16 protein-coding genes are annotated in these 14,457 nt (G+C 62.6%); 4 read left to right on the top strand and 12 right to left on the bottom strand.

Annotation, left to right across the window (positions count from 1 at the left end; all coding sequences use genetic code 11):
- Nucleotides 1-133: 133 nt before the first annotated feature.
- Entirely contained in the window at nt 134-997 is an 864-nt protein-coding gene (locus tag ACGYLQ_RS00940) for an ABC transporter substrate-binding protein (RefSeq protein ID WP_394439827.1), read from the bottom strand.
- The gene (gene pip, locus ACGYLQ_RS00935; RefSeq protein ID WP_394439825.1) at nt 994-1,965 is read right to left on the bottom strand and encodes a prolyl aminopeptidase; all 972 of its coding nucleotides are present in this window, start codon (nt 1,963-1,965) and stop codon (nt 994-996) included. Before pip ends, ACGYLQ_RS00940 begins: the two co-directional genes overlap by 4 nt.
- A 48-nt stretch (nt 1,966-2,013) precedes the next feature.
- Between pip and ubiG the strand changes: the two genes are divergently transcribed.
- Nucleotides 2,014-2,772, top strand: a complete 759-nt coding sequence (gene ubiG, locus ACGYLQ_RS00930) for a bifunctional 2-polyprenyl-6-hydroxyphenol methylase/3-demethylubiquinol 3-O-methyltransferase UbiG (RefSeq protein WP_394439823.1) — start codon at nt 2,014-2,016, stop codon at nt 2,770-2,772.
- On the opposite strand, the gene ACGYLQ_RS00925 is transcribed toward ubiG, so the two are convergent.
- Genes ACGYLQ_RS00925 through ACGYLQ_RS00910 form a run of 4 tightly spaced genes read right to left on the bottom strand, consistent with a single transcriptional unit; the run spans nt 2,747 to nt 5,055 of the window.
- A complete protein-coding gene (locus ACGYLQ_RS00925; protein WP_067265366.1) occupies nt 2,747-3,187 on the bottom strand; it encodes a MarR family winged helix-turn-helix transcriptional regulator in 441 nt (146 codons plus the stop codon). The genes ubiG and ACGYLQ_RS00925 overlap by 26 nt on opposite strands.
- A gap of 11 nt (nt 3,188-3,198) precedes the next feature.
- Entirely contained in the window at nt 3,199-4,029 is an 831-nt protein-coding gene (locus ACGYLQ_RS00920) for a carbon-nitrogen hydrolase family protein (protein ID WP_394439821.1), read from the bottom strand.
- Nucleotides 4,026-4,286, bottom strand: a complete 261-nt coding sequence (gene grxC / locus ACGYLQ_RS00915) for a glutaredoxin 3 (protein ID WP_067265371.1) — start codon at nt 4,284-4,286, stop codon at nt 4,026-4,028. The genes ACGYLQ_RS00920 and grxC overlap by 4 nt, the downstream gene beginning before the upstream one ends.
- Nucleotides 4,287-4,323: 37 nt before the next feature.
- The gene (locus ACGYLQ_RS00910) at nt 4,324-5,055 is read right to left on the bottom strand and encodes a ComF family protein (protein WP_394439818.1); all 732 of its coding nucleotides are present in this window, start codon (nt 5,053-5,055) and stop codon (nt 4,324-4,326) included.
- Between the two features lie 14 nt (nt 5,056-5,069).
- Between ACGYLQ_RS00910 and ACGYLQ_RS00905 the strand changes: the two genes are divergently transcribed.
- Nucleotides 5,070-5,888 (top strand): SAM-dependent methyltransferase, encoded by an 819-nt coding sequence (locus tag ACGYLQ_RS00905; protein WP_394439816.1) that lies wholly within the window; start codon nt 5,070-5,072, stop codon nt 5,886-5,888.
- A gap of 54 nt (nt 5,889-5,942) precedes the next feature.
- Nucleotides 5,943-7,019 (top strand): ferrochelatase, encoded by a 1,077-nt coding sequence (hemH, locus tag ACGYLQ_RS00900; RefSeq protein ID WP_394439814.1) that lies wholly within the window; start codon nt 5,943-5,945, stop codon nt 7,017-7,019.
- A 105-nt stretch (nt 7,020-7,124) separates the two neighbouring features.
- On the opposite strand, the gene ACGYLQ_RS00895 is transcribed toward hemH, so the two are convergent.
- The gene (locus tag ACGYLQ_RS00895; protein ID WP_067261136.1) at nt 7,125-7,307 is read right to left on the bottom strand and encodes a hypothetical protein; all 183 of its coding nucleotides are present in this window, start codon (nt 7,305-7,307) and stop codon (nt 7,125-7,127) included.
- A 141-nt stretch (nt 7,308-7,448) separates the two neighbouring features.
- On the bottom strand, nt 7,449-8,060 hold the full coding sequence (locus ACGYLQ_RS00890; RefSeq protein ID WP_394439812.1) for a L,D-transpeptidase: 612 nt from the start codon (nt 8,058-8,060) through the stop codon (nt 7,449-7,451).
- A 168-nt stretch (nt 8,061-8,228) separates the two neighbouring features.
- Here ACGYLQ_RS00890 and ACGYLQ_RS00885 point away from each other — a divergent pair, with 168 nt between their 5' ends.
- On the top strand, nt 8,229-8,726 hold the full coding sequence (locus ACGYLQ_RS00885; protein ID WP_209216885.1) for a CAP domain-containing protein: 498 nt from the start codon (nt 8,229-8,231) through the stop codon (nt 8,724-8,726).
- Between the two features lie 62 nt (nt 8,727-8,788).
- Here the strand turns inward: ACGYLQ_RS00885 and ACGYLQ_RS00880 are convergent, their stop codons facing one another.
- From ACGYLQ_RS00880 to ACGYLQ_RS00865, 4 genes are all read right to left on the bottom strand, one after another.
- Nucleotides 8,789-9,286: a murein L,D-transpeptidase family protein gene (locus ACGYLQ_RS00880; protein WP_168612924.1), complete on the bottom strand. Its 498-nt coding sequence runs from the start codon at nt 9,284-9,286 to the stop codon at nt 8,789-8,791.
- 111 nt (nt 9,287-9,397) lie between these two features.
- Nucleotides 9,398-10,621 (bottom strand): class I SAM-dependent RNA methyltransferase, encoded by a 1,224-nt coding sequence (locus tag ACGYLQ_RS00875; protein ID WP_394439811.1) that lies wholly within the window; start codon nt 10,619-10,621, stop codon nt 9,398-9,400.
- Nucleotides 10,622-10,658: 37 nt separating this feature from the next.
- Nucleotides 10,659-12,491: an ABC transporter ATP-binding protein gene (locus tag ACGYLQ_RS00870; protein WP_394439809.1), complete on the bottom strand. Its 1,833-nt coding sequence runs from the start codon at nt 12,489-12,491 to the stop codon at nt 10,659-10,661.
- Nucleotides 12,488-14,326, bottom strand: a complete 1,839-nt coding sequence (locus ACGYLQ_RS00865; protein ID WP_394439808.1) for an ABC transporter ATP-binding protein — start codon at nt 14,324-14,326, stop codon at nt 12,488-12,490. Before ACGYLQ_RS00865 ends, ACGYLQ_RS00870 begins: the two co-directional genes overlap by 4 nt.
- Nucleotides 14,327-14,457 lie beyond the last annotated feature (131 nt).

The following is a 14,457-nucleotide window of genomic DNA, read 5'->3' as shown; positions in this document are numbered from 1 at the left end:
ACATCCATTTTCACTGGGCACAAAAAAACGGGCGCGCGGCCCGTTCACGAATTCGGTGGAGCCTTCGGTGTGGACCCGAAAGCGCCGCTGTTGAAGGGGATATAGGCCGAATGCGGCGAAACTGCAACCCCTCTCAGCCGAACCACCACCGCTCGGGCGCGCGCAGGTTGTCCATCGGCGCTTGGCGTCCGGGGTTCGGCGGCTGGCGCAGATCGCCCGACAACGCGCTGACCCCGCCTGCGCTATCGGCCTGAAGGGTCACATCCCCCCGGTCGCGGTAACGGGGCCGCGCGGGTAAATCCGCTGCATCAACAAGCCCTTCGCTCAGTGCCTGCGCCCGCACCTCACGGGCGGGGAGCGACACCAGTTCGACCGTATCGAACCACCCGGCGGTGCCGTCCTTGTAATGCGTCTCTACCCGTTCGGCCAAAACCTGACGTGCGGCGGAAAAGCGCCGCAGACGGTAAAGCCCGGTGCCAATCCCGGCCTCGGGCGCATGGGCGGGGCGGATCACATAGCGCGATTGCGCCAGCAGGAGCGGCAGGTCAGGATTCGCCGCCGCCAAAGTGACCTGCACTTGCAGATCGTCCTGAACGGCGACCTCGGCCCCCGCCAGCAGACCGCGCAGACTGGCCACCACATCCCGGGCGGTCAGGGGGCTGCCGTCGTGAAAACGCACATCGGGGCGCAGATCGAACTGCCACTGCCGGGCGCCATCGCTGGCCTGCCAACCGGTCGCCAACTCACCCTTGAGGATGCCATTGCCGGTGACTTCGGTCAGCGTGTCAAAGATCATCCCCTGCCGCGCGACCTGCATGAAGAGCCCCTCGCCATGGACCCAAGTATCCTCTCGCGTGGCACCTGAAAGCGCCAGCCGCAAACGGCCCCCGCGCCGGGGCGGCTCTCCGCCGCTGGCACCTGTCGCGGCCAGCAGGGCCGCCGCCGCACCGGTGGTGAAAAGCGCCCGGCGATCCAGCAGAGAGTTGCGCCCGCTCATCGCTGTCCGATCCTATCCATCGTGCGCACCAATTCGGCACTGATCCCCGGCTCCGACAGGGCGTGGCCCGCATCCCGGATCATCCGCAGGTCGGCATTGGGCCAGCGTTCGGCCAGCGCATAGGCCCCCGCAGGCGGGCAGATCATGTCATAGCGTCCCTGCACGATGACCCCCGGGATATGCGCGATCCGCCCCATATGTTCGAGGATCTGACCGTCGAACTCCAAAAAGCCATTGTTGGTGAAATAATGGTTCTCCAGCCGCGAAAAGGCCCGCGCATAGGCCGATGGCCCGCCATGCGACACCCCATCGGAATGTACCGAGGCCAGCGCATTTTCCCAAGCGGCCCATGCGCGGCCATAGTCCTGCTCGACCCGCAGATCGCCCGAGAAGAGCCGCCGGTGATAGGCCGCGATCAGATCGTCCCGCTCATCTTCGGGGATCAGGTTCACGAACCGCGCCCAAAGTTCGGGCCAGAAACGCCCGGCCCCACCGCCGTAGAACCAATCAAGCTCGGCCTGCGTCATCAGGAAGACGCCGCGCAGGATCAGATGGCGCACCGCTTCGGGGTGCGCTTGGGCATAGATCAGCGAAAGCGTCGCGCCCCAAGAGCCGCCGAAAACCATCCATTTCTCGATGCCAAGCGTGGTGCGAATCAGCTCGATATCCGCGACCAGATGCCATGTCGTGTTGTCCGTGACCGAGGCATGCGGGGTGGACCGCCCGCAGCCGCGCTGGTCGAACAGCACCACGCGGTAAACCTTAGGGTCGAAATACCGCCGCATCGCCGGGCTGCAACCGCCGCCGGGGCCGCCGTGGAGCACCACGACAGGGATGCCCTCGGGGTTGCCGCATTGCTCGACATAGACCTGATGCCCCTGCCCTACGGACAACATCCGCTGGTCGAAAGGCTCAACCGGCGGATAAAGATGCGGCGCGCCGCGTTTTTGGTCGGGATACTTGTCCATTGCCGCCCTATATAGTCATTGAACCCAAAAGAGCACAGGGAGATCAGAATGCAAGCGGATCAATCAACCATCGACCCCGCCGAGATCGCCAAATTCGAAGCCATGGCCGCCGAATGGTGGGATCTGAACGGCAAGTTCAAGCCGCTGCACATGCTGAACCCCTGCCGGTTGGACTATATCACCAGTCAGATCGCGGGGGAGTTCGACCGCGATCTGACGGCCCCTGCCCCCTTCGCGGGGTTGCGCATCCTCGACATCGGCTGCGGCGGCGGGTTGCTGTCCGAACCGATGGCGCGGCTTGGGGCCGATGTGGTGGGCGCGGATGCGGCGGCGGGGAATATCCCCGTGGCGCAGATTCACGCGCAGCAATCGGGGCTAGAGATCGACTACCGCCACACCACCGCCGAAGACATGGCCGATGCCGGTGAGAAATTCGACGTGGTGCTGAACATGGAGGTGGTCGAACATGTCGCCTCCCCCATCGACTATCTGACCGCCTGCCGCCGCCTGCTGAAACCCGGCGGGCTACACATCTGTTCGACTCTGAACCGCAATCCAAAGTCCTTTATGATGGCAATTGTCGGGGCCGAGCATGTGATGCGCTGGCTGCCCAAGGGCACGCATGACTGGAACAAGTTCATCACCCCCGATGAGCTTTTCGACCTGCTGAGCCGCGCGGGGCTGGAGCCGGTGGATCGCAAAGGTTTCGTCTTTAACCCTGTTGCATGGTCGTGGCGGCTGTCGGATCGGGATCTAAGCGTGAACTACGTTACAGCCAGCATCAACCCTGGCTCAACTGACGTCTGAGCGCGCGCAGGATCGGGAGCGTGGCGCGAACCTGTTCTTCGCCAAGCTCCCCCACCACGTTCGAGATCATCGGCGTGATCGCATTCACCGCTGCATCCCGCGCCTGCCGCCCGGCGGGGCTGATCGCGACCATCTTGCGCCGCGCGTCGTCCCAATCAGGGCGGATATGAACGTAACCCGCCCATTCCAGTTTGCTCAGCGTGTTGGTCATCGCCCCGCGCGTGACGTTGAAGGTCTCGGCCAGTTGCGCGGGCGAGCGTTCGCCGCCGTGCCAAGAAAGCGAGTTCAGCACCGAGAAATGCGAGATCTCCATCCCCCGCGGCAGCACCCGTGTCAGGCGACTGCGCACCGATTGGTCGGCGGCCAGCAATTCTCCGAACAACATGATCGCAAGGGTGTTTTTATCGTCGGTCATTTTCGGTCCGGTCAGGGCGCGGCAAAGGGGCGGCGGTTGGCAAGGCTGGGCACTTTGGCGCGGGCCTTGTCACATTCTTCCATGTCCATGTCACAAAAGTAAACGCCGGGGGCTGTTCTGGCATCCAACACCACCTCCCCCCAAGGGGCCACGACCAGCGAATGGCCATAGGTGTCGCGGGTCTTATGCGCGGCGCTGGCATGGGTGCCCGTCTGGGCCGGGGCCAGCACATAGCAGCCATTCTCGATCGCCCGGGCCCGCAGCAGACTGTGCCAATGCGCGGCCCCGGTGACCGGAGAGAAGGCCGCAGGCATGGTCAGGATACGCGCGCCCGCCTCGGCCAACGCCTGATAGAGCGCCGGAAAACGCATGTCATAGCAGATCGACATGCCGATCTTGCCAAAAGGCGTCTCGGCCAGCACGGCCTTGTCACCGGGGCGATAGCCCGCGGACTCGCGGTAGCTTTCGGTCTCGTTGATATTTACATCGAACATATGGATCTTGTCGTAACGCGCGACGATCTCCCCCTGCGGGGAAATCAGGAAAGACCGGTTGGCAAAGCGCCCGTCGCCCCCGCGCGTTTTCAGACCGAGCGAGCCGATCAGCAGCCAGATGCCCGCCTTCGCCGCCTCTTCGCGCAGGGCCGCGAGGGTGGCGTCGTCTTCCTCATAGGCAAGCACCGACTGTTGATGGGACCGGCTGGTGCTGACGCAATTCGTCACCTCGGGGGTCAGGACAAACTCGGCCCCACCCGCCACCGCCTCGCCCAGCAGGGCGCGGGTCTCGATCAGATTGGCGGCGGGGTCGTCCGAGACGTTGAGTTGCAGCAGCGCGATTTTCATCTGTCGCTCAGCAATGCATCCAGCTTGCCGGCACGGTCCAGCGCATAAAGCTCATCGCATCCACCGACATGCACATCGCCGATGAAAATCTGCGGCACGGTCCGGGCGCCGCCTGCGCGCTGGATCATCTCTTTCTTGCGCTCTGGCTCCGACAGCACGTCGACCTCGTCAAAGGCTGCGCCCTTTTGGGTCAGCAGGCGTTTGGCGGAATGACAAAAACCGCAGAGCGGCGACGTGTAGATTTCGACAGGTTGCATAGGATCACCCTTTGAACAGTTAACGTTGCACAGTGATCTAGGTCTCTTTGGCCACGCGCGCCAGTGCCAGCACGAAAACGGGGCCGGACCCGGCGGCTAGACAAGCCTGCGTGCAGGCGGTCAATGTGGCGCCGGAGGTAAAGACATCGTCCACCAAGATCACCGGTCGCGTTATGATACGGTGCCGCCGCCGAGGATGCACGCGGATCGCCTGTTCCAAGACGCGATACCGGGCTGCACGGCCCAAACCCTCCAACGATGGCGTATGCCGGACCCGCTGCAACAGATCGGGACACCAGCGGTGCCCGGTTTCCGCCGACAGCGCCTTCGCCAGCAGAGCCGATTGATTGTACCGCCGTTTCAGCAAACGCAGCCAATGCAGCGGCACCGGCGCGATCAGCGCCTCTTGCGGCAGGATGCCCTGCGCCGCTTGCGCCATCCAGCGCGCGGCGGGGCGGGCGATCTCTTGCCGGTCGCTATGTTTCAGCGCCAGAACCAGCCTGCGCCCCATATCGCGGTAGATGAGCGCCGTGCGCCCCTGCGCCCATGGCCGCGGCGTGGCAAGACAGGCATCACAATGGGGTGAACCCACATCCCCGCCGCCCTGCAGGGGCTGCCCGCAGGCATCGCAGACCGTTCCCCCGATGAAGGCCGTGTCGCGCCAGCAGGTGCCGCAGAGGCCGAAATCCGCATCGACAAGCCCCCCGCAGCCCAGACAACGCGGCGGATAGATAAGCGACACTGCTGTTTGAAGTCCCCGTGGCGGCATTCTATGTGTTCCCCATGACAGCACAGCCCACCCTGACCGACCCCAAGGCCCTCGCCCAGCACCGCGCCCGCGCGACGGCGCGGGGCATGTTCCTGCAACAGGCAGCCGCCGATGAGGTTCAGGATCGGCTGAGTTTGGTTAAGAAAACGTTTACCGCACCGTCCATCGTGACCGCCTTCCCCCAAGTCTGGGCAGAGGCGTTCCCCAAGGCCAAGATCGTCCCCGAGGCCGAGGTGCTGGCGCTGGAACCGCAGGCGCATGATTTGGCAATCCACGCCATGGGGCTGCATTGGGCGAATGACCCCATTGGCCAGTTGATCCAATGCCGCCGCGCGCTGCGCCCTGACGGGCTGTTACAGGCCGTGGCGCTTGGCGGGCAAACCCTGCATGAGCTGCGCGCCTGCCTTGGTCAGGCCGAAGCCGAAGTGACCGGCGGCCTGTCGCCCCGCATCGCCCCGATGGGGGAACTGCGCGATCTGGGCGCGCTGCTGCAACGCGCGGGGCTGGCCCTGCCCGTGGCCGATAGCCAACCGCTGACCGTGGAATATGATGACGCATGGGCCCTGATGCGCGACCTGCGCGAAATGGGAGAGACCAACGCCCTGCAAGCCCGCCTGCGCCGCCCCACGGGCCGCGCCGTGCTGACCCGCGCGGCCGAGCTTTACGCCACGCATTTCACCGCCGCCTCGGGCCGGATCACGGCGACCTTCGACATGATCTTTCTCGCCGGATGGGCACCGGACGAAAGCCAGCAGAAACCTTTGCGCCCCGGATCGGCGCAGCAACGGCTGGCAGATGCGCTGAATAGTCGCGAGGAACCCCTCCCCGATTGACCCAATCGGCAAAGCGGCTATCTCTGCGCGGATCACATGTGCGAGGAAACCCCCATGCAGGCAGCCCAGCCCCACTCCGCCCAAGCCGACGCCGCCCGGCCCGAACACGGCCCCGGCGATCACCCCAAAGTCCCGCGTCCCAAGGTTGGTGTTCTGCTCGCCAACCTTGGCACGCCGGACGGCTATGACTATTGGTCAATGCGCCGTTACCTGAGCGAGTTCCTCTCGGACCGCCGGGTGATCGACTACAGCCCGTGGAAATGGCAACCGCTGTTGCAGACGGTGATCCTCACGAAACGCCCCTTTGCCAGCGGCGCGGCCTATAAATCCATCTGGAACGAGGCCGAGAACGAAAGCCCGCTGGCGACGATCACCAAATCGCAAACCGCCAAGATCAAGGCGGCGATCGAAGCGCGCTACGGGGCCGATGTGATGGTCGACTACGCCATGCGCTATGGCAACCCGTCGACCCGCTCCAAGGTTGAGGCGATGGTCGCCGCCGGATGCCAGAAGATCCTGTTTTTCCCGCTTTATCCGCAATATGCCGGGGCGACCACGGCGACGGCGAATGACGCTTTCTTTGCCGCTCTGGCAAAGGAAAAATGGCAACCCGCTTCGCGCACCGTGGCCCCCTATTTCGACCGGCCTGACTATATCGAAGCGCTGGCCCAATCGGTCGAGCGGGCCTATGCCGCGAAGGATAAGAAGCCCGATCTGCTGGTCTGTTCCTACCACGGTCTGCCGCAGCGCTATCTGATGGAGGGTGACCCCTACCACTGCCAATGTCAGAAAACGACGCGCCTGCTGAAAGAGCGTTTGGGCTGGCAGGATAGTGAGATCATCACGACCTTCCAGTCGCAGTTCGGCCCCGAGGAATGGCTGCAACCCTATACGGTTGAAGAGGTCGCGCGTCAGGCCAAGGCGGGCAAGAAAAGCATCGCCGTCTGCGCGCCTGCCTTCTCGGCCGATTGCATCGAAACGCTGGAAGAGATCAACGAAGAGATCAAGGAAAGCTTTGAAGAGGCAGGCGGCGAGGATTTTACCTATATTCCCTGCCTGAACGACGATGCGGCGCATATCGAAACGCTGACCACGATCATCACCGAGAACTTGGGCGGTTGGCTGGACTAAGCCCCGCCTTGGGGTCGCTGCGGCGGCCCCTTTTTCAAAGCCTTACGCAGAAAACAAAAAAGGCGGTGCATTGCACCGCCTTTTCCGTTTGATCGTCAGTTCCGATTAGTCGGAAGCAACAGCTGCGGCAACCAGGGCCAGCAGGATCAGGGGAACCAGGATGCCCGAGGACGAACCTGTTGTTTCTTCCACGATGACCGGTGCTTCTACGATCGGCTCGGCCAGCGAACCAGCAAAAGCAGTCGATGCAGCAGCGGACAGAGCAGCGGCGAGAACGAGTTTCTTCATAACATAACCTCCAGAATAGGCGTGCTGTATCATATACATACACGCACCCAAGACTTACCTCGTAATCCTGTTCTAAACAGTATCGGCAAAAGTTTGCAAACCCGGAATCAGCTATTGCATCAAGGAATCAGGGGGATGTCGTCAAATAAGCAACACCTGCGTGCCGACCTTTGTCAGGGCAAAAAGTTCGGCGATATGTTCGTTATAGAGCCCGATGCAACCATTGGAAGACTTACGTCCAATTTTTCTTGTGTCGTGGGTTCCGTGGATACGATAGTAGGTCCAGCTGAGGTACAGCGCATGGGTGCCCAGAGGGTTGTCCGGGCCGGGGCCGACAAAAGGCGGCCATTCGGGATTGCGCTTGAGCATCGAAGGCGTCGGGCGCCAGCTTGGCCCCTCGACCTTTTTGATGACACGGGTCCGGCCACGGCGTGTGAGGTCTTCGGTCAGCGGCACCGAAGAGGGGTAGAGTTTGTAAACGCTCTGATCCTCAGACCAGTAATGCACCGCCCGGCTGTCGATATCGACCAGCACCGCGCCATTGCGCGTGTTGCTGAAATAGGGGCGCCAATCCAGCATCCGGAAACTTGAGACATTGCGCTTGACCGCTTCGGTCAGGTCGCGCTCCGTCTCGGTCGTGGCGGTGGAGTTGAAAGAAGAGGTGCTTTGCGCCAGCGCGGGTGTGGCGAGCATCGCGGCGCTGCCAGCAAGGAAGCCACGGCGGCTCTTGATCGAAAAACGGGGAGCGGACATGGAGCGTCTCCAAAACTGAAATTATGCTAATTAATGCCAGTTATATGGCTCGAAAGACGCAGTTTCAATTGAAACCGGGGCTGCACGGCAGAGTCATGCCTATGTGCGTTTGAACTGCAACGCGCCCCGATGTAAGGCAGAAAAAACTTCATTGCGTGGAGCGCTCATATGATCCGTATCCTGTCCATTCTACTGGCGCTGACGGTTGCGCTATCTGCCTGTACCCCGTCCAGCACGACCGGCGGCAAAGCTGGCGGCACCTACCGCATCAGCCGCTCCGACGCGGGTACGATCCAATTCCGCATGCTCGACTCCGTCAATGCGCTGCGTAGCTCTGCCGGGGTGACGCCGCTCGCGCTGGATGCCAAGCTGAACGCCGCTGCCGCCACCCATTCGCGCGATATGTCGGTGCAAAACCGCCCTTGGCACTTCGGCTCTGACGGGTCCTCGCCCATCGATCGCATTCAGCGCGTGGGCTATACCGGCGGTCTGGTCGGCGAGGTGATCTCGGAAACCTATGAGACCGAGCTTGAGACCCTCGCCGCATGGATGGAGCAACCCGACACGCGCCGCATCTTGATGGCCCCCGATGGCCGCCAGATGGGTTTCGCATGGCATCAGGAAAACGGCGGCAAGATCTGGTGGACGCTGGTCGTCGGCAACTGATCTTTCACTGAACGAGCGTTTGATCCGGCCCCTGCGGGGGCCGGTGTCGTTTTGGCCGAGCCTTAAGGTGTAATCAGGATCGGCGTGCCATCGCGCACCATCGCGTAGACATCTTCGATTTCCTTATTGGTGACCGCGATACAGCCCCAAGTCCAATCGTGCTTTTCCTTCTTCCGCGGGTCTTTCTGCCCGTGGATAAAGATATCGCCCCCCGGGCTTTTGCCCATGGCGCGGGCGTTTTCGATATCGCGCGCATTCGGGTAATCGATCCCGACGGAAAGGTGGAAACGGCTGTTCGGGTTTCGACGGTCGATTCGGTACAACCCTTCGGGCGTGCGGCCATCCCCCTCAAAGGCTTTGTGACCCACCGGAGCGAAGCCCAGTTTGATCCGGTAATCTTCGAGCACGCGGTTATGGTGCAACAGCATCATGCGGCGTTGGCTTTTGTTCACAACCACATAGGTCACTTCAGGACCGGTGTAACGTTTGAACTTACTGCTACTGCACGCGCCAAGCGCCACCATAGCGGTGCCGCCAAGTATCATCGTCCTGCGTTTCATCACTGTGCCCTCAACGCCCCGGCCATTCCGGCCTTTTTATCCACGTTACCATAGAGAGGGATTAATTTCACTCAAAAAGCGGTGATCCGCGGCGTCATATGAGGCCGTAGATTAGCTTTCAGACAGGGTCAGACAGGCGGCGAGTTCCACATGGGACGACCAGCGGAACTGGTCGACCACCTGCACCCAGTCCAGCCGATAGCCTGCCGCGACCATGTTCTGCACATCGCAGGCAAAGCTCACCGGATTGCAGGAGACATAGGCCACGCGCGGCACCTCGGCGCGGATGATCTCGGCCACCTGCGCCTCTGCCCCGGCACGCGGGGGATCAAGCACCACGGCGTCGATCTTGGCCAGTTCATCCGGAAGGAGCGGTCGGCGAAACAGGTCGCGCGCCTCGGCGGTGAGCGGTTTTGCCCCCTTGGCCCGACGCCAGCCCCCTTCCAGCGCGGCGATCATCTCGGCATCGCCTTCCACCGCGTGCACCCGCGCCTGCTGCGCCAAGGGCAAGGCAAAGGTGCCGCAGCCCGCGAAAAGATCGGCCACGACTTCGGCCTCGCCCACGGCGTCTCTGACCGCCTCCAGCAAAGCTGCTTCGCCATGGCGGGTGGCCTGCAGGAAGGCGCCCGGCGGCGGCGTGACCGGCGCATCGCCAAAGCGCTGCGCTGGCGGCGCGCGCATCGCGATCACCTCGCCATCCCATGTCAGCCGAGCCAGAGACAGAGCCTCACAAGCCTGCGCCAATTGCTGGCGCAGCGGCCCGTCGAGCGGTTTGCCATTGGCGACAGAGACGTCCAGCCCCTCTTCCGAAAGTGTTACCGTGACGGCCAATTCGGCCTTTCGGCTGGTGCCGATCAGCGCGAGTTCTTCGGCGACCTTCAGCCCCGGCAGCAAGGCGGGATCGACCAACTGACAGCCCGGCACCTCGATCAGCACGTCAGAGGCGCGGCCATGAAAGCCCGCCATAGCGCCCTTTTTCGTCCGCCGCGCGGCAAAGGTCGCCCGGCGGCGCGATTGCGCGGGGGAGGTTTGGATGGGGCGAAATTCTGTCTCTAACCCATGAGCCGAGAGCGCGTTGCGCACCACATCGACCTTCCAAGCCGCCACGAAATCATCCGCGGCATGCTGCAACTGGCAGCCGCCGCAGGATTTGAAATGGCGACAGGGCGGTGCGACCCGCTGGTCGGAGGGGGTGACGATCCGCACATCGCGAAGCTGCTGCCCATCGACAACGCCGGTGACGGTTTCCCCCGGCAGGGTCATCGGGGCAAAGATCGGACCTTCGGCGATGCCATCGCCGTGGTGGCCGAGACGCAAGATTTCATGTTCTGTCATAGCCTGCCCATAGCGCGGCAAAGGCGACTGGGAAAGCCTATTCCGCCGCCTTCACATCCAGAAACCCGCCCGACTGCCGATGCCAATAGCGCGCATAAAGCCCGTCTTGGGCAAGCAAATCGGCATGGCTGCCAATCTCGGCAATGCGGCCTGCGTCCAGCACCACGATGCGGTCCATCTCGGTCAGGGTCGACAGACGGTGAGCGATGGCCAGCACGGTTTTGCCCTCCATCACACGATCTAGGGTCTGCTGAATGGCGGCCTCCACCTCGCTATCAAGGGCGCTCGTCGCCTCGTCCAACACCAGTATCGGCGCGTCTTTCAGGATCGCGCGGGCCAAAGCGATGCGCTGGCGCTGGCCGCCGGAAAGCTTCACCCCCCGCTCGCCCAGATGCGCGTCATAGCCGCGGCGACCTTTGTGATCTTCGAGTTGCTGAATGAACTCATGCGCCTCGGCCCGTTCGGCGGCGGCGATGACCTCGGCCTCAGTCGCGTCGGGGCGGCCATACAGGATGTTGTCCCGCGCGGAGCGGTTGAACATCGCCGTCTCCTGCGTAACCATGCCGATATTGCGGCGCAGGCTCTCTTGGGTCACTGTCGTGGTATCCACCCCGTCGATCAATATCTTGCCCTGCTCCGGTTCATAGAGCCGCAAGAGCAGCGCCACGAGGGTCGATTTCCCCGCCCCCGAAGCACCGACGATGCCCAGTTTCTCACCCGGTTGGATGATCAGCGAAATGCGGTCGATCCCCCCAGTCTGGCGGCCATAGGCAAAGCCCAGATCGCGCAATTCGATCTCTCCGGCCCCGACGACCAGATTTTGCGCATCAGGCTCATCATCAAGGCGCACGCGCGGCGTCAGGGTGCGCATGCCGTCTTCGACCTCGCCAATATTGGAATAGATCGCCATCAGCGTGAAAGAGACCCAGCCCGTCATCTGCGCGATACGGATCGCGATGGCGCCGGAGGCGACGATATCGCCCTCACTCGCCAATCCGCGCTGCCACAGCAGGATCGTCCCGCCCAGCAACAGAACCGGCAAAAGCCCGGCAAGGCTCATCAGCGCCAGACGGAACCCGGCGGCGAGATAGCCGAACTCCAAGGCTCGGGCACGGAAGCTCTGCATCGCGGAAAGTGCCGCGCGGTCTTCGTGATCGGCATGGGCGAAAAGCTTCACCGTCTTGATGTTGGTGATCGTATCAACCACCTGCCCCGAAACCATCGCCCGCGCCCCGGCCCGTCCCGCGGCCCGTTTGCGCACGCGCGGCAAGAACCAGTTGATCAGCGCCAGATACATCACCAGCCAGACGGAAAACCCAACCGCCACACGCCAGTCGATCGCCAAAAGCAAGGCGACCGACCCCACGAGAGAGGCGAGCGCAAAGGCCACCACATTGATCACCTCGGCGGCCACATCCGTCACCGCCCGCGCGGCCTGCATCTGCTTTTGCGCGATGCGCCCGGCGAAATCCTCGTCAAAGAAATTGACGTTCTGCCCCAATGTCCAACGGTGCAGCCGCGACAGCACCAGCGGGTTCACATTGGGTTGCACCATGATCGCGTTGGAGGCCGAGGAGAGGCCAAACAGCACAGGACGCGCCACAAGGAAAAACGCAATCGCGCCCAAGACCAGAACCAGACTGCTGCCCTCAAAAAACCGCTCCGGCCCTGCGCTGACCGTGGCATCGATCACCTTGCCCAAAATCCACGCTGTGCCCGCCTCCATCGCGCCAGCGGCGGCAGATAGAAAGGCGGCGAGCCAGAGAACCGGCCAAGCTCCTGCAAGGCACCAGCGGATGAAGGCCCAGAGGGTCTGCGGTGGCGGCCCCTCGGCGGGGCGAAACGGGTTGATCCAGTTCGAAATGCTCACGTTTTTTCATCCAATGCGAGAAAACCGCCCGACTGACGGTGCCAGAAAGCTGCATATAGGCCAGCTTTCTGCAAAAGCGCGTCATGGCTGCCCTCTTCGACGATACGACCTTGATCCAGAACCAAAATTCGGTCCATCTCGGCAATCGTCGACAGCCTGTGCGCGATGGCGATGACGGTCTTGCCCGCCATCATGCCATAGAGCGTTTCCTGAATGACCGCCTCCACCTCACTGTCGAGCGCGCTTGTCGCCTCATCCAGCAACAAGATCGGCGCGTCCTTGAGGATCACCCGCGCCAGCGTGATCCGCTGCCGCTGCCCGCCGGACAGCTTCACGCCCCGCTCGCCCACACGCGCGTCATAACCCGAGCGCCCTTCAGGGTCGGTCAGATCGAGGATGAACTCATGCGCCTGCGCCTGTTTCGCCGCCGCGATAATCTCGGCCTCGCTGGCGTCGGGACGGCCATAGAGGATATTCTCGCGCACCGAGCGATGCAGCAGCGAGGAATCCTGCTGCACCACACCGATATGCCGCCGCAGACTGTCTTGCCGGACCTGCGCGATGTCCTGCCCGTCGATCCGGATTTCGCCGGTTTCAGCGTCGTAGAACCGCAGTATCAGCTTCACGAGGGTCGATTTTCCCGCGCCCGAGCGGCCCACAAGGCCAATCCTTTCGCCCGGCTGCACGGTAATATTGATGTCCTGAACCCCGCCGCTGTCGCGCCCATAGTGATGGCTCAGCCCCGCCATTTCGATCCGCCCTTCGGTGAGCTTCAGCGGCGGCGCATCGCGGCGGTCGGTGAGGGCGAGGGGCTGGGCAATGGTCTCCATCCCTTCGGCGACGACACCCAATTCGCGGAAAAAGCTCGACAGCGCCCACATGATCCAGCCGGTCATGGAATTGAGCCGCAGCGCCAGCGCGGCGGCAGCGGCGACGACACCGACGCTTGCCTCGGCCCCCATCCACAACACCAAGGCCCAGCCGACGACGCCCACGAGCAACATGCCGTTGAGAAGGGTGAGCACCACATCCATGATGGTGAAAATACGCATCTCACCTTGAAACGTGCGCCGCGCCTCTTCGATGGCCTCGCCCGCGAAATCGACCTCCAGATCATGATGCGCGAACATTTTGACCGAATGGATATTGGTATAGGCATCCACCACACGCCCCGTCACCTGCGACCGCGCGTCCGACGCCGCTTTGGACGCAGGACCGACCCGATTGATCGTCCAAGCGACCAAGCCGCCATAGAGGATGAACCACCCCAAAAGCGGCACTAACAAACGGATATCCGAGGTGGAGAGCAGGATCGCCGCGCCGATCATATAGGCCAGCGAGTAAGATATCGCGTCAAAGACCTGAAAGACCACCTCCCCCGCCGCCGGTGGGGTCTGCATGATCCGGTTGGCGATACGCCCGGCGAAGTCATTCTCGAACCAGCCCACGGATTGCCGCAAGACATGGCGATGCGCCCGCCAACGGATCAACGTGCCGAAGTTCGGCAAGATCGCATTGTTCAAAAGCATCACATCGACCGCCTGCACCATGGGCCGCAGCAACAGCACGGCCAGCGCCACGAGGATCAGCTCGGTCCCATGTTCCGCCCACATCTGCGCAGGATCGCTGCCCAGCAGATCGACGATACGGCCCATGTAGTAGATCAGCCCAACCTCGATCCCGGCGACGAGGATCGCCATCAGTCCGGCGAGGGCGAATACCTTTTTGAACGGCTGCGCATAGTCCCGCAGGAAGGGCCACAGCCCTTGGGGCGGCACATCCTTCTCGCGATAGGAGACATAGGGATCGACGAGGTTTTCAAAAAAGCGAAACATGGGGAGACCTTGAAATATAGACGTGCAAAATGTTCGGCATCGCCCAAGAGCAGAGCCGCAAAGGGGCAATGGTTATGCCAGCTTAGCTGAACCAGATCCCGCGGTACATTTCGCCCATCTCCCTTGTAATG

Source organism: Sulfitobacter sp. 1A12779, from assembly GCF_043557315.1.
Lineage (GTDB): Bacteria > Pseudomonadota > Alphaproteobacteria > Rhodobacterales > Rhodobacteraceae > Sulfitobacter > Sulfitobacter faviae.
This window is presented reverse-complemented; position numbering and strand designations above follow the sequence as displayed.

Excerpts from the sequence above, each read along its gene's own strand:
- ACGYLQ_RS00940 (WP_394439827.1), bottom strand. The coding sequence starts at position 997 with ATGAGCGGGCGCAACTCTCTGCTGGATCGCCGGGCGCTTTTCACCACC.
- pip (WP_394439825.1), bottom strand. The coding sequence starts at position 1,965 with ATGGACAAGTATCCCGACCAAAAACGCGGCGCGCCGCATCTTTATCCG.
- ubiG (WP_394439823.1), top strand. The coding sequence starts at position 2,014 with ATGCAAGCGGATCAATCAACCATCGACCCCGCCGAGATCGCCAAATTC.
- ACGYLQ_RS00925 (WP_067265366.1), bottom strand. The coding sequence starts at position 3,187 with ATGACCGACGATAAAAACACCCTTGCGATCATGTTGTTCGGAGAATTG.
- ACGYLQ_RS00920 (WP_394439821.1), bottom strand. The coding sequence starts at position 4,029 with ATGAAAATCGCGCTGCTGCAACTCAACGTCTCGGACGACCCCGCCGCC.
- grxC (WP_067265371.1), bottom strand. The coding sequence starts at position 4,286 with ATGCAACCTGTCGAAATCTACACGTCGCCGCTCTGCGGTTTTTGTCAT.
- ACGYLQ_RS00910 (WP_394439818.1), bottom strand. The coding sequence starts at position 5,055 with ATGCCGCCACGGGGACTTCAAACAGCAGTGTCGCTTATCTATCCGCCG.
- ACGYLQ_RS00905 (WP_394439816.1), top strand. The coding sequence starts at position 5,070 with ATGACAGCACAGCCCACCCTGACCGACCCCAAGGCCCTCGCCCAGCAC.
- hemH (WP_394439814.1), top strand. The coding sequence starts at position 5,943 with ATGCAGGCAGCCCAGCCCCACTCCGCCCAAGCCGACGCCGCCCGGCCC.
- ACGYLQ_RS00895 (WP_067261136.1), bottom strand. The coding sequence starts at position 7,307 with ATGAAGAAACTCGTTCTCGCCGCTGCTCTGTCCGCTGCTGCATCGACT.
- ACGYLQ_RS00890 (WP_394439812.1), bottom strand. The coding sequence starts at position 8,060 with ATGTCCGCTCCCCGTTTTTCGATCAAGAGCCGCCGTGGCTTCCTTGCT.
- ACGYLQ_RS00885 (WP_209216885.1), top strand. The coding sequence starts at position 8,229 with ATGATCCGTATCCTGTCCATTCTACTGGCGCTGACGGTTGCGCTATCT.
- ACGYLQ_RS00880 (WP_168612924.1), bottom strand. The coding sequence starts at position 9,286 with ATGAAACGCAGGACGATGATACTTGGCGGCACCGCTATGGTGGCGCTT.
- ACGYLQ_RS00875 (WP_394439811.1), bottom strand. The coding sequence starts at position 10,621 with ATGACAGAACATGAAATCTTGCGTCTCGGCCACCACGGCGATGGCATC.
- ACGYLQ_RS00865 (WP_394439808.1), bottom strand. The coding sequence starts at position 14,326 with ATGTTTCGCTTTTTTGAAAACCTCGTCGATCCCTATGTCTCCTATCGC.